Raw genomic sequence first — 23,994 nt, forward strand, 5'->3', positions numbered from 1 at the left:
TCATTCGGCTAGCTCCTTGAGAATTGGGGGTTTGGCGATTTCCAAGTTCTCAAGTCTAGTCCGAATGAACCACAACAACCTATTGAAACATCACAATTAGCGCAGCGTAATCCGCCATGTATGCGCCGTTCGCGGCCAATGCATGGCGGATTACCGGGCAACGCGCCCCGCACTGAACGCCGCCATATGCACGACCGCCGCCAACCGCTTCACCAGTTCATCCATCTCCTCGGCCGGCACCTGCGCGTAGCCGAGCATCAGTCCCCGCCACCCGGACGTGCCGTGCGTATCGTGCCGGCTCAACGCGTTGACCACGATCCCGTGCTCCAGCGCCCGCGCGCTGATCGCCACATCATCCATCGCCCCATCCCTGAACCGCAACGCCAGATGCATGCCGGCCGATCCCCCATGCACCGTCGCCACCGACCCCAGATGCCGATCCAACGCCGCCACCAGCGCGTCGCGCCGCTGCCGGTACAGCCTGCGCATGCGCCGCACATGTAGCGCGAACTGCCCGCTGCGTAAAAACTCCGCCAGCGCCAACTGCTCCGCCACCCGTCCGGCCGCATGCGACTGCGCCCGCATCAACGCGAACGCCGCCTCCAGCGCCGGCGGCACCACCGCAAAACCGATGCGCAGCGACGGGAACATGGTCTTGCTAAACGTCCCCAGGTACACCACCGGCGCATCCGCCGCCAACCCCTGCATGGCCGACAGCGGCGCGCCGTCGTGCCGGAACTCGCTGTCGTAATCGTCCTCGATGATCAGCGCGCCGGCAGCGCGCGCCGCCTCGATCAGCGCCAGCCGGCGGCGCAAACTGAGCACGCTGCCAACCGGATACTGATGCGACGGCGTCGTGTAAATCAGGCGCGGAGGCCGCAGCAACCAGTCCTGCGAAGTCGGCGCGATGCCATCGTCGTCCACCTCGATCCCGGCCACGTTCAACCCCGCCGCGCGCGACGCCGCCAGCGCGCCGCCATAGCCGGGACTCTCGATCCAGATCGTATCGCCGGCGTCGGCCAGCGCGTGCGTGCACAGATCCAGGCTGCTCTGCGTGCCGTCGGTGATGAACACTTGGCCGGCGTCGCAGACCACGCCACGGGCGGCGCGCAAATGGTCGGCGATCGCCTCGCGCAGCAGCGGCTCGCCGGCGGGATCGCCGTAGTTCAGCTGCGCCACCGTCAGCGAGCGCGATGCGCGTTCCAGCATGCGGCGCCATAAGGTCAGCGGAAAGTGGTCCAACGCCGGCACGCCGGGAACGAAGGCGCCCATCATCTCGGCCGGACCCGGCAAGGGCCGCAACCCGCGCGCCCGCTGCGACAGGCCCGCCCGCGCCGACGCGCGCGGCGGCGCGGACGGCTTACGCTCCGCCGCGATCGTCGCCACCACGGTGCCGCGCCGGTCGGTGGTGACGAAGCCTTCGCTGGCCAGCTGCTCGTACGCGTACAGCACCGTGTTGCGCGCCAGGCCCAGCTCCTCGGCCAGCGCGCGCGAAGCGGCCAGCCGAGTGCCCGCCGCCAGGGTGCCGTTGCGGATCGCCGCGCGCAGGCATTCGTGCAGCATGCGCTGGCGCGGCCAGCTCCTGTGGCTGTGCTGCGCCGCGTAGCCGGTGATCAGCAGGGACAAATCCATTCGTGGCTCCATCAAATCAGGTATTTCTGGACCTGTTTTCAGGGCCAGCGAGCCATTATATTGTTGTTTCACTCATTTTGGATGGAGATCATGACCGCAGCAACCCACCCCGCCAGCCCCGCCGCGCCGAGCGAACGCACCCGCGTACGCCGCGGCGCCGCCAACGCGCAATACGACACCGCCACCCTGCACGCGATCGTCGACGACGCCTACCTGTGCCACATCGCCTTCGCCGACGACAAGGGCTCGCACTGCATTCCAACCGCGTGCTGGCGGGAGGAAGGCCATTTGTACATCCACGGCTCCAACGGCAGCCGCATGCTCAAGCGCCTGACGGAAAGCGAGACCTGCGTGACCATCACGCATCTGGACGGCCTGGTGCTGGCGCGATCGGCCTTCAACCACTCGATGAACTACCGCTCGGCGATGATTTACGGCCGCTTCGAGGTGGTCGACGACGAAGGGGAACGCCATCGCTCGCTGGAGGCGTTCATGGAAAAGCTGGCGCCGGGGCGTCAAGCGCAGGTCCGGCCTGGCAACGACAAGGAATACGCGGCCACCACCATCATGCGCATTCCGCTGGACGAAGCCGCGTGCAAGGTCCGCACCGGCGGTCCGAACGACGACGAGGAGGACATGGAATGGCCGGTGTGGGCGGGCGTGCTGCCTTGGGCGCGCACCCCGACGGCGCCGCAGCGCGATGCCGCATGCACCGTCGAGGAGCCGGACTATGTCCAGAAGTGGACATGTAGTACTACTACACAAACCAACACAGAAGTGTAGCAAAAATACAACCAGGCCGGCTTCCATAGGAGGATTTGCAAAAAATGCCTGTATTTTGATGTCATTAGATAAAACTTAATTTGACTTGTTTTCTAGTTTTAATACAAGATCGGACTCAGGCGTCGATAGAACGCCGACATCCGACCCCATTTAAAACATCTGGAGACAGACAATGCAAGTTAGTCCACACCCGCGCGGCGCCCACGCCGCGCTTCCCCTCACGCCCGTCGCCGCCGCCTGCGCGGTGCTGATCGCCGCCTTCTCCTCCCCGCTGCACGCGCAGACCGAGCCCGCCGCGCAAACCGGCGAGGCGGCAATCTCCAAGGTCGTGGTCTCGGGTATCCGGCGCGGCATCGAGGACGCCATCTCCGTCAAAAAGGATTCCACCTCCATCGTCGAATCCATCTCCGCCGAGGACATCGGCAAGCTGCCCGATGTCAGCATCGCCGAATCGATCGCGCGCTTGCCCGGCTTGGCCGCGCAGCGCGTCGGCGGCCGCGCGCAGGTGATCAGCATTCGCGGCCTGTCGCCGGACTTCGCCACCACCTTGCTGAACGGCCGCGAGCAGGTCAGCACGGGCGACAACCGCAGCGTCGAATTCGACCAGTATCCGTCGGAGCTGCTCAGCGGCGTCACCGTCTATAAAACGCCGGACGCGGGCCTGGTGGGCCAGGGGCTGTCGGGCACCATCGACATGCAGACCGTCCGTCCGCTGGCCTTCCCGGGCCGCACCTTCTCGATCAATGTGCGCGGCGAGAAGAACTCGATGGGCAAGATCGCCGACACCAAGGACACCGGCCACCGCCTCAGCGCCAGCTACATCGACCAGTTCGCGAACCGCACCGTCGGCATCGCGCTCGGTGTCGCCAGCCTGGAGACGCCGATCCTGGAAAACCAGACCGGCACCTACGAGCCGTTCGACCAGACCCGCGTGGCGGGCGTCCCCGCCGGCACCTTCGTCACCGCCGGCGTCAAGGCGCTGGCCAAGAGCGGCACGCTCAAACGCACCGGCTTGATCGGCGTGCTGGAATACCGGCCGTCGAAGCAGTGGTCCAGCACCATCGACGTCTTCGCCTCCGAGTTCAAACAGGTGGACACCAACAACCAGTTCGAGGTCAATCTGGGCGGCTACAACGGCAGCAACAACCCGGTCGGCTTCAACTACACCAGCACCAATATCGTCAACGGCACGCTGCTGGGCGGCACCGCCACCGGCGCCTACCCGCTGGTGCGCGGCCAGTACAACCACCGCAAGGACCAGATCCGCACCGCCGGCTGGGCCAACAAGTTCAACTTCGGCGGCTGGTCGCTGCTGGCGGACGCGAACTATTCGGAAGCCAAGCGCGATGAAACCTACCTCGAAAACAACCTGCAGCTGCAAAGCGCGACGGGCGGCGCCTTCAACGATCCGCTGATGACGGTGGGCTGGAACATGGGCCGCTTCGCCACCATCGCCGGCAAGCTCGATTACAGCGATCCGACCAAGCTGTTTACGGGGAATTCGATCTACGGCTACGGCAGCACCTATTCGCCGCATCTGAAGGACACGCTCAAAAGCTTCAAGCTGGCCGCCACCTTGCCGGCGCCGGAAAGCCTGGACGCCTACCTGCGCGGCTTCGATGTCGGCATCAACTACAGCGACCGCACCAAGACCAAGCGCCAGCCGTCCGGCGACCTGTTCGCCACCGGGAATCCGACCATCTCCAGCGATTTGCTGTACGCGCCGGTGGACCTGGGCTTCGCCGGCGCCGGCGTGGTCCCGTCGTGGAATGTGCCGGCGGTGATCGCCAAGTACTTCAACCCGATCAACTACAGCCTGGCCAACAACGCCGGCACCATTAGCCGCGCGTGGGACGTGCACGAAAAAATCACCACCGGCTACGCGCGCGCCAACATCGAAAGCGAATGGGGCGCGGTCTCCGTGCGCGGCAACGTCGGCGCGCAACTGCTGCGCACCGACCAGTCGTCGGACTCGCTGTACGCCGACGCCGCCGGCGTGGCCCATCCGTACAGCGACGGCAAGACCTATAACGACGTCCTGCCAAGCCTGAACCTCGCCTTCGGCCTGCCGTCGGATCAGACGGTGCGCTTCTCGCTGGCCAAGCAGATCGCCCGCCCGCGCGTGGATGAACTCAACGCCGGCTTCAACTTCACCGTCGATACCGGTACGCGTCTGCCGAGCGGCAGCGGCGGCAACGCCAAGCTCGATCCGTGGCGCGCCAAGGCGGTCGACCTCTCGTGGGAAAAGTACTTCGCCAAGAAGGGTTATGTGGCGCTGGCGGGCTACTACAAAAAGCTCGACACCTACATCTACAAGTTCTCGGAAACGCGCGACTTCTCGCAGTACACGCCGGGCACCATCGCCATCAGCAACTCGGGGCAGTACACCACGTCCTATAACGGCAACGGCGGTTCGCTCAAAGGGGCGGAGCTGTCGGTGTCGGTGCCGCTGGAGTTGGTCACGCCGGTGCTCGACGGCTTCGGCGTCCTGGCCAGCACTTCGTACACCAAGAGCGGCATCGACATCAAGGAGGTCAATGCGTCGATCGGCAAGATCGAGTTGCCGGGTATGTCGCGGCATGTCACCAACGTCACGCTGTACTACGAAAAGGCAGGCTTCTCGACACGCGTGAGCACGCGGCGGCGCTCGGACTATGTGGGTGAGATCGGCAACTTCGCCGGCGACCGTCAGTTGCGTTATGTGGTCGGCGACAGCCCGGTCGATTTCCAGATCGGCTACACCTTTAACGATGGCATGTACAAGGGGCTGGGGGTGCTCCTGCAGGTCAATAACCTGACCAACGAGGCGTATGAGACCTATGCCAACAGCAAGGACCGTCAGCTGGAGTATGCCAAATACGGACGTACTGTTTTGTTTGGGGTGAATTACAAGTTCTGATGGGGGCCATGCATGCGTCGTCGACGGCGCATGCATGGCGGATTACGCTTCGCTAATCCGCCCTACGTGTTTCCGTGGTGTTTCCGTGGTCTTTCCGTGGTTGTTCCGCGGTGGCTTTGGGGTCTCGGTACCAGAGGGTCAGCATACAGAGGGCGAACAGCAACGCGAACGGCGTCGGTGACAACGGGCGTTCCGTTGTTCCCGTCACGCCCGCCGCCCGTGCCCGCGCCGCGTATTGCGCCGTCGCCTCGCGGCGCAAGGAGCGCTGCCACAGCGGCCAATCGTCGGCCGCATACACATATGTCATCGCCGGCGCGGCCATTCCGGCCGCGCTGAATCGCGCCCACCCGGCGCGCCGCGGCCACCATGCCGCGCAACGCCCGTCCGCCTTGTCACTGCGCGCCCGTAACTGCAGCGCGGAGCCGCCTTCAACGTCCACCAAAGCCCCCGCATCCGCTCCCTGCGCGCATACCTCGCTGCGCAAGCCAACCACCGGCATCGGATCGGGGAAGCGCCATTCGGTTTTGCGCACACCCGCCAACACCATCCGGTCCATGGCATCCTGCCACCACAACGTCAACGCCTGCGGTGCGCTGATCGCGTATCGGTGCCACTCCGATACGCCAACCCAAATCACTCGCCCTTGACGCAAATCCCGCTGCCACAGCCACGGCTGGCCGTGGACATCGCGCGCCAGCACCGCCCACGTCCCGTCACCGCTATCGGCCGGATTCAGGACCGCCGGCGGCATGACCATCGAAACACCTCCAACGCTGAACTGGCGCTGGTCCTCTTTCTCCGTCGTCGGCGATTGCGGCCGCAGGCGCAATCCCAGCTCGCGCTGCCAAAAACCGGCGTCGGCGGCGTTGGCACCCAGGATCACCAGCGGCACGCCCTGCCCCGTACCGGCCAGCAGCGCGGCGCGCGCGGACGACGTCAGCTTTTCCATGTAAGCGGCATCGATGAACATCGCGTTCGGCGCGCTCAGCGGCTCGCGCGCCGTCTCGCCGCGAACGATGGATTTGCCCAGCGTGACGCTCCAATCGACAAGCGCGCCGCTGTCGGACAGCAGCCGGTTCAACGCCCTCGCGTCGAACGACGCCGCGTCGAAACGCCCCTGTATCTGCAACGGCACGGCCTCGGTTACCTGCAGCGGCAGCGGCCCCTCCGCGATCATCTTGCCTTTGGCGTCCAGCAGGCGGGCGCTCAGCACCATCGCCTCGGCCACCGGCGGCAGCCATTGAACCGACAGCTGCGCGGCCGGCGCGCTGCCCGCGACGATGGTCCCGGAGTCCGCCAGCACCTGCTTGTTTTCAGCCAGCAGCTGCAAGCGCCAACCTGTCGACACCTGCGGACGACGCACGGTCAGCGTGAAGATGCGGCCCAGCGGCATCGTGCGGGGGAAATCGAGCGACAGCAGATCCGCCTGCGCCGGCTTCCATTGCAGCGGACGCGCCGGCAGATCGCGCCACTCGGCCTCGCGCAGGCCATCCCCGGTCAGGGCGATGGCGCCGGCACCGGGTATCGCGCGCAATGTGGCCTCGTCGATCCGGCCACTGGGATCTGTGACGACTGCCAAAGCACCGCCGTCCCTGGACGTCACACGGATATCGGCCAGCGCGGCCGCCAACGCCACCGCGCCGACCGTCACCAGCAACGCGTTGACCCACTGCCGCTTGCCGCCAAAAAGAACGGCGCTCACCAGGCCGCAGGTTAGTGCCAGCGCGGGTAGGACCAGCGTGTCGGCACCGACCGTGGCCACGTTCATGATGGAGATCGCGCCGCTCATCGTACCTGCTCCTTGCCCCGCAATGCCTGAACGAACGGGCTATCGACGGAGGGCCGCGCCTGCAGCAGGACCGGCGCGTCGGACAGCGTTCCACGCAGCCAGGCGCGCAGCTCCGCGCGGCATGGCACGCAGCCGTCCATCACGTCCTGCACGGCACGCTGTGCGCTCAGTCTCCGCTCTTGATCGGTGATGCGGGCGGCGATGGTATCGCGCGCGGATTTGCTCCACAACGCCGGCAGCGCGCCGTCCCGCGCCAACGCTTGAACCAGTTCACGCACCTCGGCCGGCACGCTGTCGCTGGCTGCGCCCTGCGCGCGCTTGTAGCTCATCGCGCCGACGATATCGCCGCTCATGCGCTTCTCTTCTTTCAGCGCGGGCGGAGCGAAAGCGGTGCGGTGCAAATAAACCCGCTCCGCCGCCTGCAGCTCCTTGATCGCCTCCAGCGCCTTGTACTCGGGCGCAAGCGCCGGTTTGGGCGAGACCGCGCGCAACGACTTTTCGGCGTCCCACATCGCCGACAGTGCGCGCTTGAGGATCGCCTTGGTCTGCGGATCGAAGATGGTGGCGTTGTCCTCCTGATCGTGAACGTGTCCGAATTGATGCATCGCCTCCACTTCGCTGCCCATCTTGGCCGCCCCTCCGTGATGTTCCTCCCCGGCGTGCTCTTCCTCCTTATGGCTCTCGGCCCCATGTCCGTGTTCGTCGCCGAACAAGCTCGATTCCTCGCCGAGGAACTGGCCGTAACGCAACCGCAGCGCGGCCTGGTCGGCGGCGATGCCCTCGCTGCGCGACCGCAGCACGGCTGCCGGCATCTTGGGATTCGTTTGCAGATCGGCGACCAGTTGTTCGGTATCGATGATGATCTGGCGCTGGCTGCGCAAATTCTCAGGCTTGACCATCGTTGGCAACGCGGTCGAATCCAGGCTTTCGGCATCGGGCCCGAGCAGGCGCAGCGTGTAAGTCGGCGATTGCGTGGTGTGTGGATTATCCGGCGCGTTGTCGGCGGCACGGACGAAGAAGTACAGTTCATCGCCCGGCTCCATGCCCAACTCCTCCAGCGTCCACTGCTTTTTCCAGCCACGCGATTTCGGGTCCGCCGATTTCGGCAGCGGTACTTCGCGGTCGGTGAAGCGGACGTTTTCACCGCTGCCGCGCGCAAGCGTCATGTGCAAACTGGCACGCGATATCGCGTAATCGTCACGCGCCAGCACGGAGAGCCCCACCGCTTTGGCATCCTTGGGGAGCAGGTGAATGAGCTCCGCCGGTTCGACGATCGTCACTTGCGGCGGCTGGTCGGGCGTGACACGAATATTGTAACGTGCGCCGGCCCCACCGCGAGCGCGCCAGAACAGCGAGTCCTCGACGCGTTTGGATACGCAATCGCTGGTGATGGCCAGCGTTTGTCCATCGCCCAGCTCCACCACCGGGTGCGCGCCGACGGGCTCGCGCACACACCAGCGGACTTCCGAGTATTGAGGAACCTGGATGTCGCGGGCGGCGGTCTCGAACCCCGCGACGCCGGTGTAGGCCGGCGGCGCGACGCGCAAATACACCTCGCCATCGACAATCGGTTTATTTGCCGGGCCGGCAACCCTCGGCAAGTTGGCGGCAACCGGCTTCTCCTGAAAGCCCCAGGCAGCGCCGGCGGCGATCAGGCTTGCCACCAGCGGCAGCAGGCCGAATCGCACGCGGCTACGCGCAATGTTCCGATAGTCGTCACCGGTCAGCACCCGGGCCAGGCGGGATTGCAGGCGTTGCTGCTGCAAGCGCGCGATCGGGGTCCCGGCGTCTGCGGCGAGTAGCGCGCTGCTGTCTTCGAGCGCCGGAATGGCTGCGTTCAGCCATGAAGCCCACTGGCATGCTATCTGCCGGCGCCAGCGATAGATGTCGGCAGCGAGCCAGACCACCCAGATGATGATGGCGGCCAGCACGAGCAATCGGGCGGCGGGCAACACGCAGGCGGCAAGCGCCAGCGGCGCCAGCACGGCCAGCCATTGCGGCAAGCGCCGGCGCAATACGGCGGCCCACAGGCGGCGGCGGAGGAAATCAGTTTCGCCGTGCATGGGCAAGTATCCGTTCCAGTAAAAACAGCGCGAGCAAAGCGTAGCCCAACAAAGCCGCAGACTTGGCATCGATGATAGCCGACGAAGAGGTGCGCGCGATATCCAGCGCTTGCGACGCCGCGGGATACGCCGGCGCGGGTGCGGTCCCCAGGGACTGCCACGCCTCGTAAAGCGCACGCGCGGTATCGGCGTCGCGCGGCGGGAAGGCGTTCGATGTCCAGAGGCGTCCTCGCGGACCATCCGCATATTTCAGTAAGACGCCGTTGATCGTGAGGGTGCCGGCCTTCTCAAGTTCCGGAAAAGCCGCGCGCGTGGCGGAGGCGGGCGCGATCCACCAATCGGGGGCGCGCCAGCCGGCGACAGGCGCGGCGCTCGGCGTGTCCCAGACGATCAGCTTCGTATCTGCATTCGGCTCGGCGACGGTAACGTAGCGATTCGCGCCATCGCCGGCGTGGTCGAATGCGGCAAACATCGAGCGCCAAGCGGCGTCGCGCTCGGACGGTGCGGCAAGCGCCACTTGGTGCCGCAAGATGCGCGACGCAGCGGCGCTGGGGGCACCAGACATCGTTCGCAGTTCCACCGCGTGGCTGAAGCGTGGCACGCGGGCCGGCATGGCGATGCTTTCGGCGCGCGCAACGATCAACAGCCTGGCACCCGGACGCCAGTCACGCTCATGCGCACGCAGCCACTGAAGCGCGTCCGGCGGCAGCTCGATGCGGGCCGCGTCCGCGAAACCGGCGCGTCCGATCTCACGCGCCGCCCACGCCTTATCGAGTCCGGCGTCGAGCAAGACGGTATCGCCGCGCCACGGGAAGATGGTGGCGGCCAGCCAGGCGATCAACACGATCAGCAGCAGACAGCGCACCAGCAGCAGGATACGGTCGCGCCACCGCCATACGCGTAGCTGCTCCGGCGCGGCGACGGGCAGAAAACGCGCCGTGGCCAGCGGCTCGGCCTTTAACCGCTGCCGCTTCTGGCGATGCCACCATATCGGCAACAGCAACACCGGCAGCGCGAACCACCAGAACGGATAAGAACTCAGCATCGGCGACCCATCACATTTTTCATTTTGCGCGCGCCCCCGCCAGCCGCAGCCAGCTGCTCAGCACCGCGCCCAGCGTCTGCTCGATGCGCGCCTCGTAGTGGACGATATTGTTTTGACGGCAGCCGCTCGCCACGGCGTCGAAGTGCGCGCGGCTTTGCTGTTGATAGCTTTCGCGGTCGCGATTGCTCATGCGGTGCAACCCGTCGCTCTGTTCCGGATCGCGATAGCCGGCGCCGGACTTGAAGCTGGCATCGACCTCCGCTTGCGTGCGCAGGGTCAGCAAACGCACATCGTGGCGCAGCTTGCGCAAGCGCAGCAGCGCTTCGCTCAGAGGCGACGGCCAGTCGAGGAAATCGCTGGCGGCGAAGATGAGGCTCGGCGACCGGGCGAAGTGCAGGTTCGCCCTCAACACCTCCGCGCTGGGCAAAACGCCCTCCGGCCTGGCCTTGGCCAGTTGCGCCAGCACGCGCTGCAGTTGGCGCGGTCCTCGCGAAGCTTGCGTGAACTCGACCTTGCCGCCGCTGCATACCACCAATCCGAAGGCGTCGCCCTGGCGCTGCGCGATCGCCGCCACGCAGGCGAGCAGGGTGCGCGCGAACCAGAGTTTATTGATGCCGTTGATCTCCCGGCTCGGCTCCGCCATCGACGCGGTGGCGTCGAGCCACAGCCAGGTGGCGACGTGGCTGTCGCGCTCCGCCTCGCGGACGAAATAGCGGTCGGCCCGCGCCAGCAGCTTCCAGTCGACCCGGCGCCACTCGTCCCCAGGCGCGTACGCTCGGTACTCGGAGAACTCGACGCCGGCGCCGCGCTCCCTGCCCGCGTGCAGGCCATGGCCCAGGCCCGCCAGCACGTGACGGATCACCAGCTCCAGATCCTTGGTCTGCGCCATCATCGCGGCGAGGTTGGCGGCGTCGGACAACTTTGTGGTCACTGATATCAGTCCGGACGAATATGCTCGCGCAGCGCCAGCAGGATGTCGGCGATCGCCACGCCATCGGCTTCCGCCTCGAAGTTGCGGATAACGCGGTGCGCCAGCACCGGCAACAGCATCTCGCCAATGTCCTCGCGCGTGACGGCCAGCCGGTTGTGCATCAACGCGCGCGCCTTCGACGCCAGCACCAGCGCCTGTCCCGCGCGCGGACCCGCGCCCCAGCCGACATGCTTCTTCACCGCCGGCACCGTGGTCAGCGCGGGCCGCGTGGCGCGCACCAGCCGCGTGGCATACGCCAGCAGATGGTCGCCGATCTCGATATCGCGCACCAGCTGCTGAAGGCGCAGCAGGGTCGCCACGTCCATCACCGGCTCGGCGTCTTTGAGGCCGGCGTTGGTGGTGGCCGACACCATCATGATCTCTTCCGCTTCGGTCGGATACACCACGTCGATGCGCAGCAGGAAGCGGTCCAACTGCGCTTCCGGCAGCGGATAGGTGCCGGCCTGCTCGATCGGGTTCTGGGTCGCCAGCACGAAGAAAGGCTTGGGCAGCACGTGCGTTTGGCCGGCGAAGGTCACGCTGCGTTCCTGCATCGCCTCCAGCAGCGCCGATTGCGTCTTCGGGGGCGCGCGGTTGATTTCGTCGGCCAGCAGCACCTGCGTAAACACTGGGCCTTGCTGGAAGCGGAACTCGCGTTTGCGCGTGGCGTGGTCCTCCTCGAGGATCTCGGTGCCGACGATATCGGACGGCATCAGGTCGGGCGTGAATTGCACGCGGTGGAAGTCCATCTCGGTCGCCTGCGACAGCGACTTGACCAGCAGCGTCTTGCCCAGGCCAGGCACGCCCTCCACCAGCGCATGGCCGCCGGCCAGCAGGCAGATGATCAGCGAATCGATCACGTTCTCCTGGCCGATGATCACCTTCGACATGCTTGCCTTCAGCGCCGCCACCTTGGCGCCCAGCGCGCCGATTTCACTTTCACTCCAGGCGATTGCGCCCATCTTCAAGCTCCCAAAGCATATTGAATGATATTGACCGCAAAGCGGGTGTTGTCGATCGCGAGGAACCGCTTGTTGCGGAAGTCATAGTCCCACTCGCAGCCGTAGTCCTTGTTACTGTATAAAAGCCGCAGGCGGCCGCCGATCTCCACCGCCTTCAAATAGTCGTGCACCAGATCGTCGCCCCAGCCGTTCAGCTCCACGCTGGTGTTGGGCGGGCCGTCGAACTTGAAGAAACTCGAATACACCGGATGGTTGTTCGGGATCTTCTGCAACGCCCTCTTGCCGAAGATGCTGGCGATCTCTCCCTCGAACGACTTGGCGAACAGGCCGTCGATGTCGTGATTGCAGTCGTCGACGAACAGGAAGCCGCCGCCTTTGATATAACGCTCCAGGTTTTTGCGTTCGGCGGCCGTGAACTGCACCAGCTTGTGGCCGGCGAAATAGCAGAATGGTGCCTCCAGCATCTTGGGGTCGGACAGCGCGACGATGCGCTCGACCGGATCGACCCGCAAGGTCGTGTATTCGACCAGCGAATTGAGCACATTGCTCGGCATGCGGACATCGACGTCCCAGTCGCCCGACTCGTAAGTCAGGCGGGTGAAGTAGAAATCGTAGTTGGCCACGCGCGGTCCCCGCCCTTACACCGCGTCCGACAGCGAGGTAAAGTTGAAATCGCGAACCTTCATCGGCGGGATCATCATCTGGAAGCGCACCTCGTCGCCGCCGATGACGACCGGCTTACCCAGTTCGTCGATATTGTTCAACATCGTCACCGGGCTTTCGTTGAAACGGAAGTTCTTGATCGGGTGCTTGATCTTGCCGTTCTCGATGTAGAAGGTGCCGTCGCGCGTCAGGCCCGTCAGCAGCAGCGATTGCGGGTCGACCATGCGGATATACCAGGTGCGCGTGACCAGCACGCCCTTCTTGGTCGAGGCGATCAACTCCTCGATGGACTTGTCGCCGCCGGACATGATCATATTGCCGTGGCGGCCGACGGCGCGCTTGCCCTGCTTTTGCGCCCAGTACTGCGTGTAATCGAGCGATTCGATCTTGCCGCCCTTGATGACGTCCGCGCGCTCGCGCGCCAGCATCGAGGCGCTATCCCACGCCAACACCGGCACGTCCGCGTTCCACGGGTCGGCCCACAGGTTGACCTGCTCGTCGAACAGCTTCTCGCCCAGGCGGTTGCCGCCGCCCTTTTTCGACAGGAAGCTGCGGCCCTCGTCGGCCTGGCGCGCATCGAAGGCGCCGAACATGCGGCCGATGATTTCCGATGTCGCAGCCGGTTCCAGAATCACCGTGTAGCGGCCCGGTTCCAAGGCCTTGGCGTCCACCGATTTCAACGCCTTTTCGATCGCGATATCGGATGCTTCGCGCGCATCGAACTTGCCGGCGTCGTTGGCCGAGCGGGTCACCCAGCCGGAGCCGCGACCGTCCTCGGTGCGGGTGGTCACGGTGAAGCCCAGATTGGTCAGGGTCTGGTAGCCGAACACGCCGTTTGAGTTGGCCACGGTCTCGAACCCGGTGGTGTCGCTGAAGAAGCCGGCGGCCACCAGTCCCTTCTTGCGTGCGGAGTTGATGCTCTGCGCCGCCACTTCGGCGCGGTATTCCGGATCGATGGCGGCGGTGGCGGCGCTGTAGGTGGCCGAGCCTTTGTACAGCTGCGTTTTAATCGCCGGCATGAACTCGGGATTCTCCGGCGCCAGCCGCGCCACTTCCTCGGCGCGGCGCACGGCCTTTTCCAGCGACTTGTCGTCGAACTCATTGACCGACGCCGTCCCCTGGCGTTTGCCGAAGGCGACGCTGACGGTCAACTGGGTGTTCTCCACCAAGCCCGCCGTCGACACGCTGTTGCGCGCGTAGCGGATATTCCCGCGACGGTTGCCGCTGATTTGGACCCGGCACTCGTCGGCCTTGGACAGCGCCATGACCTTGTCGCAAACGGCTTTCGCTTCCTGCTGATTGAGCATCTTCATCGTTTATCCTATCTTGCGGGCGGTGTTGATCACATTGATGCCGTTGAAGCGCGTGGTCGGCGAGCCGTGCGAGACGCAACTGACCTGGCTGGGCTGGCCCTTACCGTCGAAGAACGATCCGCCCATGCGCCAATCGCGTTCGTCGCACAGCGCCGAGCAGGCGTTCCAGAATTCCTGGGTGTTCGACTGGTAGGCCACGTCCTCCAGCGGATTGGTGATCTTACCGTTCTTGATCTCGAAGTACAGCTGCCCGCCGAACTGGAAGTTGTAACGCTGCTGGTCGATCGAGAACGAACCGCGGCCCAGGATATAGATACCCTTCTTGACATCCTTGACCATGTCGTCGGGCGTCAGCGGCTTCTTACCGGCCTGCAGGGAGACGTTGGGCATGCGCTGGAACTGCACGCTGCTCCAGCTGTCCGCGTAGGAGCAGCCGTGCGACTCCTTCTCGCCGATGACGTGGGCCTGGTCGCGCGTGGCCTGGTAGTTGACCAGGATGCCGTCCTTGATGATGTCCCAGCGCTTGGCCGGCACGCCCTCGTCGTCGTAACCGACGCAGGCCAGCGAGCCTGGCGTGGTGCGGTCGGCTACGAAATTGACCCTGTCCGAGCCGTATTTGAATTTTTTGCTTTGCCATTTATCCAGAGTGGCGAAGCTGGTGCCGGCGTAATTGGCCTCGTAACCGAGCACGCGATCGAGCTCGGTGGCGTGGCCGACGGATTCGTGGATGGTCAGGAACAGGTGTTCCGGCGACAGCACCAGATCGTATTTTCCCGGTTCGACCGATTTGGCGGTCAGTTTTTCGCGCGCCTGGCGTCCGGCGGCGCGCGCGTCCTCGATCAGATCGTAGGCGCCCTTGTACAGCGTGGTGACGCCGCCGGCGGCCTTGAATTTGTTTTCCGGTTTGGCGTCGAAGAATTCGTAGCCCATGCTGACCGGCGACGACAGGCCGTCGCGTGTGCGGAAGCGGTTGGTGGCCTTGTCGACGGCGGTCGCGGTCAGCGGCGACCACAGACGATGCATGTCCTGGTCGATGTAGGAGCCGTCCGTGGAGGCGAAGTACTTCTGCTGGTTCACCTGGAACAGCATCGACTGCATGAAGTTGGCGCCGGCGTCCATGCCGGCCTTGTTGGCGGCGATTAGCATCTCCGCTTTTTCCTTGATCGGTACCGTGCGCCAGTCCTTCTTGAACGGCGTGGCCCACGCGACTTCGCCCACGCCTTTGACGGGGGCCAGCACGACAGGCTCGGTTTGCAGCTTGGCGTTGGCGCGCGCGATGGCGACCGCCTGGCGCGCCGCTTCCGCCACCGAGTCCAACGTCATGAGGTTGGTGGAGCAGAAGCCGTAGGCGCCGTTGGCGATCACGCGCACGCCGACGCCGGAGGATTCGGTGTTGACGATGTTTTCCACGTTCAGGTCGCGCGTGGTGATGAACTGGTTCAGGTAGCGGCCGATGCGTACGTCGCAATAGCTGGCGCCGGCCTTGGTGGCAGCGTTCATCGCGGCGTCGGCCAGCGATTTCTTGAACTGTACTGCCATGGGATTGAGCAGATCCTCGGCCGCGATGGCGTTGCCGAACACCGGTATCAACAAGCTGCCGCCGGCGGCCGCGCCGACTTTTAGAAATGAACGACGTTCCACAAAAACTCCTGAAAAATTTATTGGGGCCGCGCCGGGCGGCGCCAATACATACGCCGCCGACGGCGCGTAGATGGCGGATTACGCTGCGCTAATCCGCCCTACGTGGCTCCGCGTGACGCACGCCGCGCCGAAAACAATATCCTTGCGTAGGGCGGATTAGGCGGAACGCCGTAATCCGCCAATGCGTGCGCTACACCGCGTCCGACAACGAAGTGAAGTTGAAATCGCGCACGCGCATCGCCGGGATCAGCAGCTGGTACTCCGACTCGTCGCCCGACAAGATCTCCGGCTTGCCCAGTTCATCGATGTTGTTCAACATCGTCACCGGGCTTTCATTGAAGCGGAAGTTCTTGATCGGGTGCTTGATCTTGCCGTTCTCGATGTAGAAGGTGCCGTCGCGCGTCAAACCGGTCAGCAGCACCGACTGCGGGTCGACCATGCGGATGTACCATGTCCGGGTGACCAGCACGCCCTTCTTGGTATTGGCGATCAGCTCCTCGGTCGACTTGTTGGTGCCGGCCATGATGATGTTGCCGGGGGCGCCGACCGCGCGCTTGCCCTGCTTCTTGGCCCAGTACATCGAATAGTTCAAGGCGCTGATCTTGCCGTCCTTGATCAGGTCCTGGCGCTCGCGCGCCAGCATGGTGCCGTTGTCCCAAGGGAGCACCGCCACGTTCTTGTCCCACGGGTCGGCCCAGACGTTGACCTGCTCGTCGAACAGCTTCTCGCCCATGCGGTTGCCGCCGCCCTTTTTCGACAGGAAGCTGCGGCCCTCGTCGGCCTGGCGCGCGTCGAATCCGCTGAACATGTAGGCCAGCAGGTCGGACGTCGCGGCCGGCTCCAGGATCACCGTATAGCGGCCCGGCTCCAGCGCCTTGGCCTCGACCGACCTAAGCGCCTTCTCGATCGCCACATTGGACGCTTCACGGGCATCGAACAGACTAGCGTCGCCGACGCTGCGCTTGGCCCAGCCGGAACCCCGGCCGTCCTCGGTGCGCACGGTGACGCTGAAGTCCAGGCCCGTATCGCGCTGGTAGCCGAACACGCCGTTCGAGTTGGCGATGGCGGTAAAGCTGGACGTATCGGTGAAGAAGCCGGCCGCCACCAGGTTGTTCTTCTTGCTGTTCTCGATGCTGTACGCCGCCACCTGGGCGCGGAACTCGGGATCGATATCGGCGGTCTTCTGGAAGAACGTTTCGCTGGCCTTGTACTCCTGCTTGGACGGCGTCGGCATGTACTCCGGATTCTCCGGCGCCAGGCGGGCCAGGTCCTCGGCGCGGCGCACCGCTTTTTCCAGCGACTTGTCGTCCAGCTCATTGATGGTGGCGATGCCCTGCTTCTTGCCGAAACCGACCGACACGATCAGCTGGGTGTCGTCGATCAAGCCGGCGGTCGACACCGCGTTGCGCGCATAGCGGATATTGCCCTTGCGGCTGCCGGTCAGGTTCACCTCGCACTGGTCGGCCTTGGTCAGCGACAGCACCTTGTCGCAGATACGCTTGGTCTCTTCTTGACTCAAATTCTTCATATTCTCTGTTCTCCAGGCTTAGCCGATTTTGCGTGCGGTGTTGATGACGTTGATGCCGTTGAAGCGCGCGGTGCTCGCACCGTGCGACACCACCGACGACTGCGAAGGCTGGCCCTTGCCGTCGAAGAAGGAGCCGCCCATGCGCCAATCGCGCTCGTCGCAAATGCCGGCGCAGGCGTTCCAGAATTCCTGCGTGTTGGACTGGTAGGCCACGTCCTCGAGCATCTGGCCGATCTTGCCGTTCTTGATTTCGTAGAACAGCTGGCCGCCGAACTGGAAGTTGTAGCGCTGCTGGTCGATCGAGAAGGAACCGTCGCCGACGATGTAGATGCCCTTCTTGACGTCCTTGATCATTTCGTCCGGCGTCATCTTCTTCTTGCCCGCCTGGAGGGAGACGTTGGGCATGCGCTGGAACTGCACGCTGCTCCAGTTGTCCGCGTACGAGCAGCCGTGCGATTCTTTTTCGCCGATGATGTGGGCCTGGTCGCGCGTGGCCTGGTAGTTGACCAGGATGCCGTCCTTGATGATGTCCCAGCGCTTGCACTTGACGCCTTCGTCGTCGTAGCCGACGTTGGCCAGCGAGCCGGGCGTGGTCTTGTCGGCGACGATGTTGACGATGTCGGAGCCGTATTTGAACTTCTTGCTTTGCCATTTATCCAGCGTGGCGAAGCTGGTGCCGGCGAAGTTGGCCTCGTAGCCCAGCACGCGATCGAGTTCGGTCGGGTGGCCGACCGATTCGTGGATGGTCAGCCACAGGTGTTCCGGCGACAGCACCATGTCGTACTTGCCCGGTTCGACCGACTTGGCGGTGAGCTTTTGCTTGGCCTGTTTGCCGGCGGCGCGCGCGTCTTCGATCAGATCATAGGAGCCGGTGTACAGCGTGGTCACGCCGCCGGCGGCCTTGATCTTGTGCTCCGGGCGCGCGTCGAGGTATTCGTAACCCATGCCGACCGGCGAGGACAAGCCCTGGCGCGAGCGGAATTTGTTGGTCTTCTTGTCGACGGCGGTGGCGAACACCGGCATCCACAGGCGGTGCAGGTCCTGGTCGATGTAGGAGCCGTCGGTGGAGGCGAAGTACTTCTGCTGGTTCACCTGGAACAGCAACGACTGCATGAAGCTCGCGCCGCCGTCCATGCCGGCCTTGTTGGCGGCGATCAGCAGCTCCGCCTTGTCCTTGATCGGAACCGTGCGCCAGTCCTTGACGATCGGGGTCGCCCACGACACTTCGCCGACGCCCTTGACCGGCGCCAGGATAACGGGCTCGGTCTGCAGCTTGGAGTTGGCCTTGGCGATGGCGACCGCCTGGCGGGCCACGGCGGCCACGCCGTCCGGCGTCATGTCGTTGGTGGCGGCGAAGCCGTAGGCCCCGCCGGCGATCACGCGCACGCCGACGCCGGCCGATTCCGTGTTGACGACGTTTTCGACATTCAGGTCGCGCGTGGTGATGAACTGATTGAGATAGCGGCCGACGCGCACGTCGCAGTACGTGGCGCCCGCCTGCGTGGCCGCCGTCATCGCGGTATCGGCCAGCATTTTCTTGAACTGCAGGGCGACCGGCGCGAGCAGCTCCTCCGCCGCTATCGCGCGGCCGAAGGCGGGCAGCAGCATCGTGCCCAGGGCCAGACTACTAATATTGAGGAATGCACGTCGTTCCATCGTATCTCCAAACGTAAGGCAATGATTGTGGGCCAACCGCCCAAGGTTATGCTTTGCTTTTATTTGCTCTTCTAGCGTGTACAACTCTTATAGCGCTTGCTTCTTTACGTGACACCTGAATATCCGTCGCCGTTTTCAGTGGATTGCCAATATTAGCGCCGGATTAAGAATCGGGATAGGCAAAATGTATGCCATCCACCACAACGAAACACTGTGTTACAAGAGTCCCCTCGCGCCCCGTCCGAGCGGGGAAAAGTGTCCGAAAAAGTGTCCGTGAAGTGTCCGGCCGGTGTCCGCGAGTGTCCGCCGGTCGCGGCCCGGCGCGGCGGCGCACTTCGCTGGTGCGGTCGTCGCAATTCGCTTGACCTCTTCGCATGCATGGCCGATGATCGCGCAGGGCGGGCGAGCGCGCGCCGCCCTTCGACCCTCAGGAGAGTTTGCATGAAGAGATATCTCGTGGCCGCCCTGGCCACCACCACGCTGTTCGCCGCGGGCGGCGCGATCGCCGCCGCCGAAGCCACCGACGCAAAACTGAAGTCCGCCATCGCCGCCAGCACGCGCACGCCGGCCAACGTGGAGCGCGACGTCTATCGCCATCCGTACGAAACGCTGTCGTTCTTCGGCATCCGCCCGAACATGACGGTGGTGGAGCTGGCGCCGGGCGCCGGCTGGTACACCGAGATCCTGGCGCCGTATCTGCGCGACAGCGGCAAGCTGATCGTCGCCGGCAACGACCTGGCCGCGCCGGACGAACGCGAACGCAAGGCGGCCGAGCGCTTCATGGCCCGCCTGAACGCCAATCCGGTGTACAAAAAGGTGGCGCTGGGCGTGTTCTCGCCGCCGCGCAAATATGAATTCGCGCCGGCCGGCAGCGTCGATATGGTGCTCACCTTCCGCAACATCCACAACTGGATACCGGCGGGGCCCGAGAACATGAAAGCGCTGTTCGCCAGCGTGTACACGGCGTTGAAGCCGGGCGGCGTGTTCGGCGTGGTCGAGCATCGCCTGCCGGCCAACAAGACCCAGGACGATACGGCCAGCAGCGGCTACATGCATGAGAAGTATGTGATCGGCCTGGCCGAGGCGGCGGGCTTCAAGCTGGCGGCGAAGTCGGAGGTCAACGCCAACCCGAAAGACACCGCCGACCACAAAGGCGGTGTTTGGGCGCTGCCGCCAACCTACGCCAACAAGGACGAGGACCGCGCGAAGTATCAGGCCATCGGCGAGAGCGACCGTATGACGCTCAGGTTCGTCAAGCCGTGATGTAAAGAGCGCCGGTGGCGGCGCTTGGGGGGATTACGCCGGTCCGTTTAGAACCGGGTGAACTTGTTTTCGTCCGGCGCGCCCTGGGCCGCCACCGATACGGAGCGCGCGGCGCGCGGCAGCGGCGCCGCCCCGGCGCCGCCTTTCGCGGAGGCCGGCCTGCGCGCGGGTGCGTGCTCGTCGACCGCATAGCGCTTGAACACCTCCATCAACCTGCCCAGTTGCTCGGCCTGGGCGCTCATTTCCTCCGAGGTCGCCGCCAGTTCTTCCGAGCTGGCCGCGTTGACCTGCGTGGTCTGGCTCAGTTGACTGACCGCGCTGTTGATCTGCCGAACGCCGGAGCTTTGCTCTTCCGACGCCGCCGATATCTCCTGCACCAAGTCAGACGTCTTGCGGATGTTCGGTACCAGCGCATCGAACATCTGGCCGGCCTGCTCGGCCAGATCGACGCTGTCGGCCGCCACCTTGCTGATCTCCTGCGCCGCCACCTGGCTGCGTTCCGCCAGTTTGCGCACCTCGGCCGCGACCACCGCGAAGCCCTTGCCGTGTTCATGCGCGCGCGCCGCCTCGATCGCCGCGTTCAGCGCCAGCAGATTGGTTTGATAGGCGATATCGTCGATGATGCCGATCTTGCTGGCGATCTGCCGCATCGCCGCCGCCGTCGCCTTGACCACCTCGCCGCCGCGCGCCGCGTCCACCGCCGCCTGGGTGGCGATGCCGTCGGTGATCTTGGCGTTCTCCGTGTTCTGCGCGATCGACGCCGTCATCTGCTCGATCGAGGCGCTGGTTTCCTCGACGCCGGCGGCCTGCTCGCTGGCCGCCTGCGACAGCGACTGCGCCGTCGAACTGACTTCCTGCGACGCCCCGGACAGGCCGCCCACCACCAGCTGCACCTCGCGCACGATGCCCGACAGGCTGCGCGCCAGCCATACCGCCAGCACGCAACCGAGGATGGCGATCGCGATATCGACCGACAGGATCAGCCGCTTGGCCGAATCGGTCACCTCCGTCATCGCCGCCGACTCCCTCTTGGTCTCGCTCTCGTTCACCTTGAGCAGCTTGCGGAAGGCGCCGGCGATGGCCGCATCGGCGCCCTTGATGGCCTTGTCCATTTCCACCGGCGTCATGCCCTTCGCCTGCATGGCCTCCAACTGCGTCATGCTCTCGACATAGCTTTTCACGGCGGCCGACACCTCGTCGAGCAGCACCTGTTCTTCCGTGCTCAGATTTCCGCCCGCCTTGTAGTTGACCATCTCCTTGTCGATGTTGGCCAGTTCGGCGCGAAACTGGGTGTTGTTGTCGCCGCCGCGCAGAACGTAGTTCTTGAAGTGCCGCACCGCGTGGCCATGCGAAATGACGCCTTCGAGCACGGCGTTCTTGCGCGCCAAGGTGACGGTTTCGAAGCTATGCCACTGCTCATGCAGCGCCGTCAGCTTGGCGAAAGCAATAAGCCCCAGCGCCACCACCAGCAGCACGACGGCGCCGAATCCGGCATGCAGCCGGGTCTCCATTTTCATCCGTTTAAACATGGCACTCCTCCAGGGTGATGCGTCAGTACGGCCGCGGTGCGCGGCCTACACGTGCTCCAGAGCGGCGGGCGCGATGGCGGCCAGATCGCCGACCGACGCCACCTGCCGCACATCCAACAGCAACACGAAGCGGCCATTGACCTTGCCTATGCCCTGCAACATCTCGGCCCGCACCTGCGCGCCCAAACTCGGCGCCGGCTCCACCTCGGACGACGGAATGTCGAGCACCGCGTTGACCGCGTCGACCAGGATGCCGATCACGAAGGCGCCATGCTCGCCGTCGACTTCGACCACGATGATGCAGGTGCGCTTGCTGACCGGGACCGGCTCGCGCTCGAGCCGGCACGCCAGGTCGAGCACCGGCACGGCCGTGCCGCGCAGGTTGATCACGCCGCTGATACAAGCCGGCATTTGCGGCACGGGCGTCACGCCGGCGTACTCCAGTATCTCGCGCACGGCCAGGATGCCGATCGCGAACATGTCCTGTCCCAGCATGAAGCTGAGGAACTGCGGCTCGGAGCCTTCCACTGTGGTCATCATCGGCCTCGCTTAGAATTTAACGAAATGCGACTCGTCCGGATCGGCCATCTCCATCATCTGTTTGCCGCTCCCGCGGCCAGGCCGCGCACGCCCGTTGGCCGCCCTGGCCGGTGCGGACGGCGCGCGCGCCGTCCGCAACGGCCGCGACGCGCCGGACAACTTGAAGAAGGCCATCGTCTCCTGGAGTTGCTCGGCCTGACCGCTCATTTCCTCGGCGGTGGCGGCCAGCTGCTCCGAGGCGGAGGCGTTCTGCTGGGTGGTCTGGCTCAGTTGCGTGATGGCGGAGTTGATCTGGCCGACGCCGGCCGACTGCTCCTCCGACGCCGCCGTGATCTCCTGCACCAGGTTCGAGGTGCGGCGGATGTTGGGCACCATCTCGTCGAGCAGGTTGCCGGCCTTCTCCGCCAGTTCGACGCTGCTGCTGGCCACCTGCTCGATTTCCTGCGCCGCGATCTGGCTGCGTTCGGCCAGCTTGCGCACCTCGGCCGCCACCACCGCGAAGCCCTTGCCATGTTCGCCGGCGCGCGCCGCCTCGATCGCCGCGTTCAGCGCCAGCAGGTTGGTCTGGTAGGCGATATCGTCGATGATGCTGATCTTCTTGGCGATCTGCTGCATCGCCGCCACCGTCGACTTGACCGCGTCGCCGCCCTCCACCGCCTCCACGGCCGCCTTGCTGGCGATGCCGTCGGTGACCTTGGCGTTCTCGGTGTTCTGCGAGATCGACGCCGTCATCTGCTCGACCGAGGCGCTGGTCTCCTCGGTGCCGGCGGCCTGCTCGCTGGCCGCCTGCGACAGCGACTGCGCCGTCGCGCTGACCTCCTCGGAGGCGCTGGCCAGCGATTCGGCGCCGTTGTTCACGTCCTGCACCACCTGCGAGAGCTTGTCGATCATGTCCTTCATCGACGCCAGCAGGCTGCTGGTGTCGCCCGCCCTGATGCGCACCTCGGCACTGAGGTCGCCGCCGGCCACCTTGCGCACGATCTCCGCCGCGTACGACGGGTCGCCGCCGAGCTGGCGCATGATGCCCTGCAGGATGAACAGGCCGATCGCCACCAGCAGCGCCAGCGCCACGGCGGCGCTGGTGTACATGCTGGTCATCGCCTTGGCCGACGAAGCGTCGGCAGCTTTGACGTTACCCTCGCCATACTGGACATTCAGCGCCACCAGCTTGGTCAGGCTCTCCGACGCCGCGGCAAAGGCGGGCCGGTTTTCCTGCAGCGTCTTGTGCAGGCTCACGAAAAGCTCCTTGCGCTTGCCGGGCTCCGCGCGCGCAATCTGCGCCGCGATGTCGGTGATCACCACATCGCGGGTCTTCCACGCATCCCACTGCTTGAGAAAGGTCTTCCATAGTTCGGCCTCCTCGGGCTCCTGGGGCAGGGCCTCGTAGACCTTCGCGGCGGCATCGACCTTGGCCCACAGGTCCTGCTTGCGTTTGACCTCGTTGCCGATCTCGTTCGCGTCCTCGGGGAACATGCTCATGGCGTCCATATAGCGGCTCGACGAGCGCAGGGCGGTCTGGCCCTCGTTCATCACCATCAGGGACTGCACGGAGGGCATGCGGTTCTTGCCCAGCTCATTGAGCATGTCTCCTTGCGACTTCAATCCGGTGAAAGCGATGAAGACCACGGCCATAAGCGCCAGAACGGCCACCGCCAGCAATGCCAGGATCTTGGTCCTGACCGTCAAAGTTGATAGCATGATGATTTTCCTTCGTTGAA

The 23,994-nt window shown here is 64.9% G+C and carries 17 protein-coding genes; 3 read left to right on the forward strand and 14 right to left on the reverse strand.

What is annotated here, in order from left to right:
* Nucleotides 1–150 precede the first annotated feature (150 nt).
* Nucleotides 151–1,632 carry a PLP-dependent aminotransferase family protein gene (locus tag JOD97_RS17120; protein ID WP_209720558.1) on the reverse strand — a complete coding sequence of 494 codons (1,482 nt, stop codon included), beginning with the start codon at nucleotides 1,630–1,632 and terminating at the stop codon, nucleotides 151–153.
* Between the two features lie 81 nt (nucleotides 1,633–1,713).
* Between JOD97_RS17120 and JOD97_RS17125 the strand changes: the two genes are divergently transcribed.
* Both JOD97_RS17125 and JOD97_RS17130 read left to right on the forward strand, forming a co-directional pair.
* Nucleotides 1,714–2,415: a pyridoxamine 5'-phosphate oxidase family protein gene (locus tag JOD97_RS17125; protein WP_209720561.1), complete on the forward strand. Its 702-nt coding sequence runs from the start codon at nucleotides 1,714–1,716 to the stop codon at nucleotides 2,413–2,415.
* 172 nt (nucleotides 2,416–2,587) lie between these two features.
* Nucleotides 2,588–5,314, forward strand: coding sequence for a TonB-dependent receptor (locus tag JOD97_RS17130; protein ID WP_209720564.1), 2,727 nt, complete (start codon nucleotides 2,588–2,590; stop codon nucleotides 5,312–5,314).
* Between the two features lie 52 nt (nucleotides 5,315–5,366).
* Here JOD97_RS17130 and JOD97_RS17135 read toward each other — a convergent pair whose 3' ends face one another.
* From JOD97_RS17135 to JOD97_RS17180, 10 genes are all read right to left on the reverse strand, one after another.
* The gene (locus tag JOD97_RS17135) at nucleotides 5,367–7,103 is read right to left on the reverse strand and encodes a hypothetical protein (RefSeq protein WP_209720567.1); all 1,737 of its coding nucleotides are present in this window, start codon (nucleotides 7,101–7,103) and stop codon (nucleotides 5,367–5,369) included.
* Nucleotides 7,100–9,166, reverse strand: a complete 2,067-nt coding sequence (locus JOD97_RS17140; protein WP_209720570.1) for a DUF4175 family protein — start codon at nucleotides 9,164–9,166, stop codon at nucleotides 7,100–7,102. Before JOD97_RS17140 ends, JOD97_RS17135 begins: the two co-directional genes overlap by 4 nt.
* Nucleotides 9,150–10,211: a hypothetical protein gene (locus JOD97_RS17145; RefSeq protein WP_209720573.1), complete on the reverse strand. Its 1,062-nt coding sequence runs from the start codon at nucleotides 10,209–10,211 to the stop codon at nucleotides 9,150–9,152. Before JOD97_RS17145 ends, JOD97_RS17140 begins: the two co-directional genes overlap by 17 nt.
* 19 nt (nucleotides 10,212–10,230) lie before the next feature.
* On the reverse strand, nucleotides 10,231–11,142 hold the full coding sequence (locus JOD97_RS17150; protein WP_373999880.1) for a DUF58 domain-containing protein: 912 nt from the start codon (nucleotides 11,140–11,142) through the stop codon (nucleotides 10,231–10,233).
* A 5-nt stretch (nucleotides 11,143–11,147) separates the two neighbouring features.
* Nucleotides 11,148–12,143 (reverse strand): MoxR family ATPase, encoded by a 996-nt coding sequence (locus JOD97_RS17155; RefSeq protein ID WP_209720576.1) that lies wholly within the window; start codon nucleotides 12,141–12,143, stop codon nucleotides 11,148–11,150.
* Nucleotides 12,144–12,145: 2 nt separating this feature from the next.
* The gene (locus tag JOD97_RS17160; protein ID WP_209720579.1) at nucleotides 12,146–12,766 is read right to left on the reverse strand and encodes a DUF4159 domain-containing protein; all 621 of its coding nucleotides are present in this window, start codon (nucleotides 12,764–12,766) and stop codon (nucleotides 12,146–12,148) included.
* 15 nt (nucleotides 12,767–12,781) lie between these two features.
* Entirely contained in the window at nucleotides 12,782–14,119 is a 1,338-nt protein-coding gene (locus tag JOD97_RS17165; protein WP_209720582.1) for a TldD/PmbA family protein, read from the reverse strand.
* A 3-nt stretch (nucleotides 14,120–14,122) separates the two neighbouring features.
* Nucleotides 14,123–15,760, reverse strand: coding sequence for a TldD/PmbA family protein (locus JOD97_RS17170; RefSeq protein ID WP_209720584.1), 1,638 nt, complete (start codon nucleotides 15,758–15,760; stop codon nucleotides 14,123–14,125).
* Nucleotides 15,761–15,950: 190 nt separating this feature from the next.
* Nucleotides 15,951–17,288, reverse strand: a complete 1,338-nt coding sequence (locus JOD97_RS17175; protein ID WP_209720587.1) for a TldD/PmbA family protein — start codon at nucleotides 17,286–17,288, stop codon at nucleotides 15,951–15,953.
* 18 nt (nucleotides 17,289–17,306) lie between these two features.
* The gene (locus JOD97_RS17180) at nucleotides 17,307–18,944 is read right to left on the reverse strand and encodes a TldD/PmbA family protein (protein WP_209720590.1); all 1,638 of its coding nucleotides are present in this window, start codon (nucleotides 18,942–18,944) and stop codon (nucleotides 17,307–17,309) included.
* 441 nt (nucleotides 18,945–19,385) lie between these two features.
* On the opposite strand from JOD97_RS17180, the gene JOD97_RS17185 reads away from it, so the two are divergent.
* On the forward strand, nucleotides 19,386–20,207 hold the full coding sequence (locus JOD97_RS17185) for a class I SAM-dependent methyltransferase (protein ID WP_209720593.1): 822 nt from the start codon (nucleotides 19,386–19,388) through the stop codon (nucleotides 20,205–20,207).
* A gap of 47 nt (nucleotides 20,208–20,254) precedes the next feature.
* On the opposite strand, the gene JOD97_RS17190 is transcribed toward JOD97_RS17185, so the two are convergent.
* Genes JOD97_RS17190 through JOD97_RS17200 form a run of 3 tightly spaced genes read right to left on the reverse strand, consistent with a single transcriptional unit; the run spans nucleotide 20,255 to nucleotide 23,974 of the window.
* Nucleotides 20,255–21,736, reverse strand: a complete 1,482-nt coding sequence (locus JOD97_RS17190; RefSeq protein ID WP_209720595.1) for a methyl-accepting chemotaxis protein — start codon at nucleotides 21,734–21,736, stop codon at nucleotides 20,255–20,257.
* 45 nt (nucleotides 21,737–21,781) lie between these two features.
* Nucleotides 21,782–22,276 (reverse strand): chemotaxis protein CheW, encoded by a 495-nt coding sequence (locus JOD97_RS17195; protein WP_209720598.1) that lies wholly within the window; start codon nucleotides 22,274–22,276, stop codon nucleotides 21,782–21,784.
* Nucleotides 22,277–22,285: 9 nt separating this feature from the next.
* Entirely contained in the window at nucleotides 22,286–23,974 is a 1,689-nt protein-coding gene (locus tag JOD97_RS17200) for a methyl-accepting chemotaxis protein (RefSeq protein ID WP_209720601.1), read from the reverse strand.
* Nucleotides 23,975–23,994: the final 20 nt, after the last annotated feature.

The sequence above is a fragment of the Duganella sp. 1411 genome, from assembly GCF_017833525.1.
GTDB lineage: Bacteria > Pseudomonadota > Gammaproteobacteria > Burkholderiales > Burkholderiaceae_D > Rugamonas.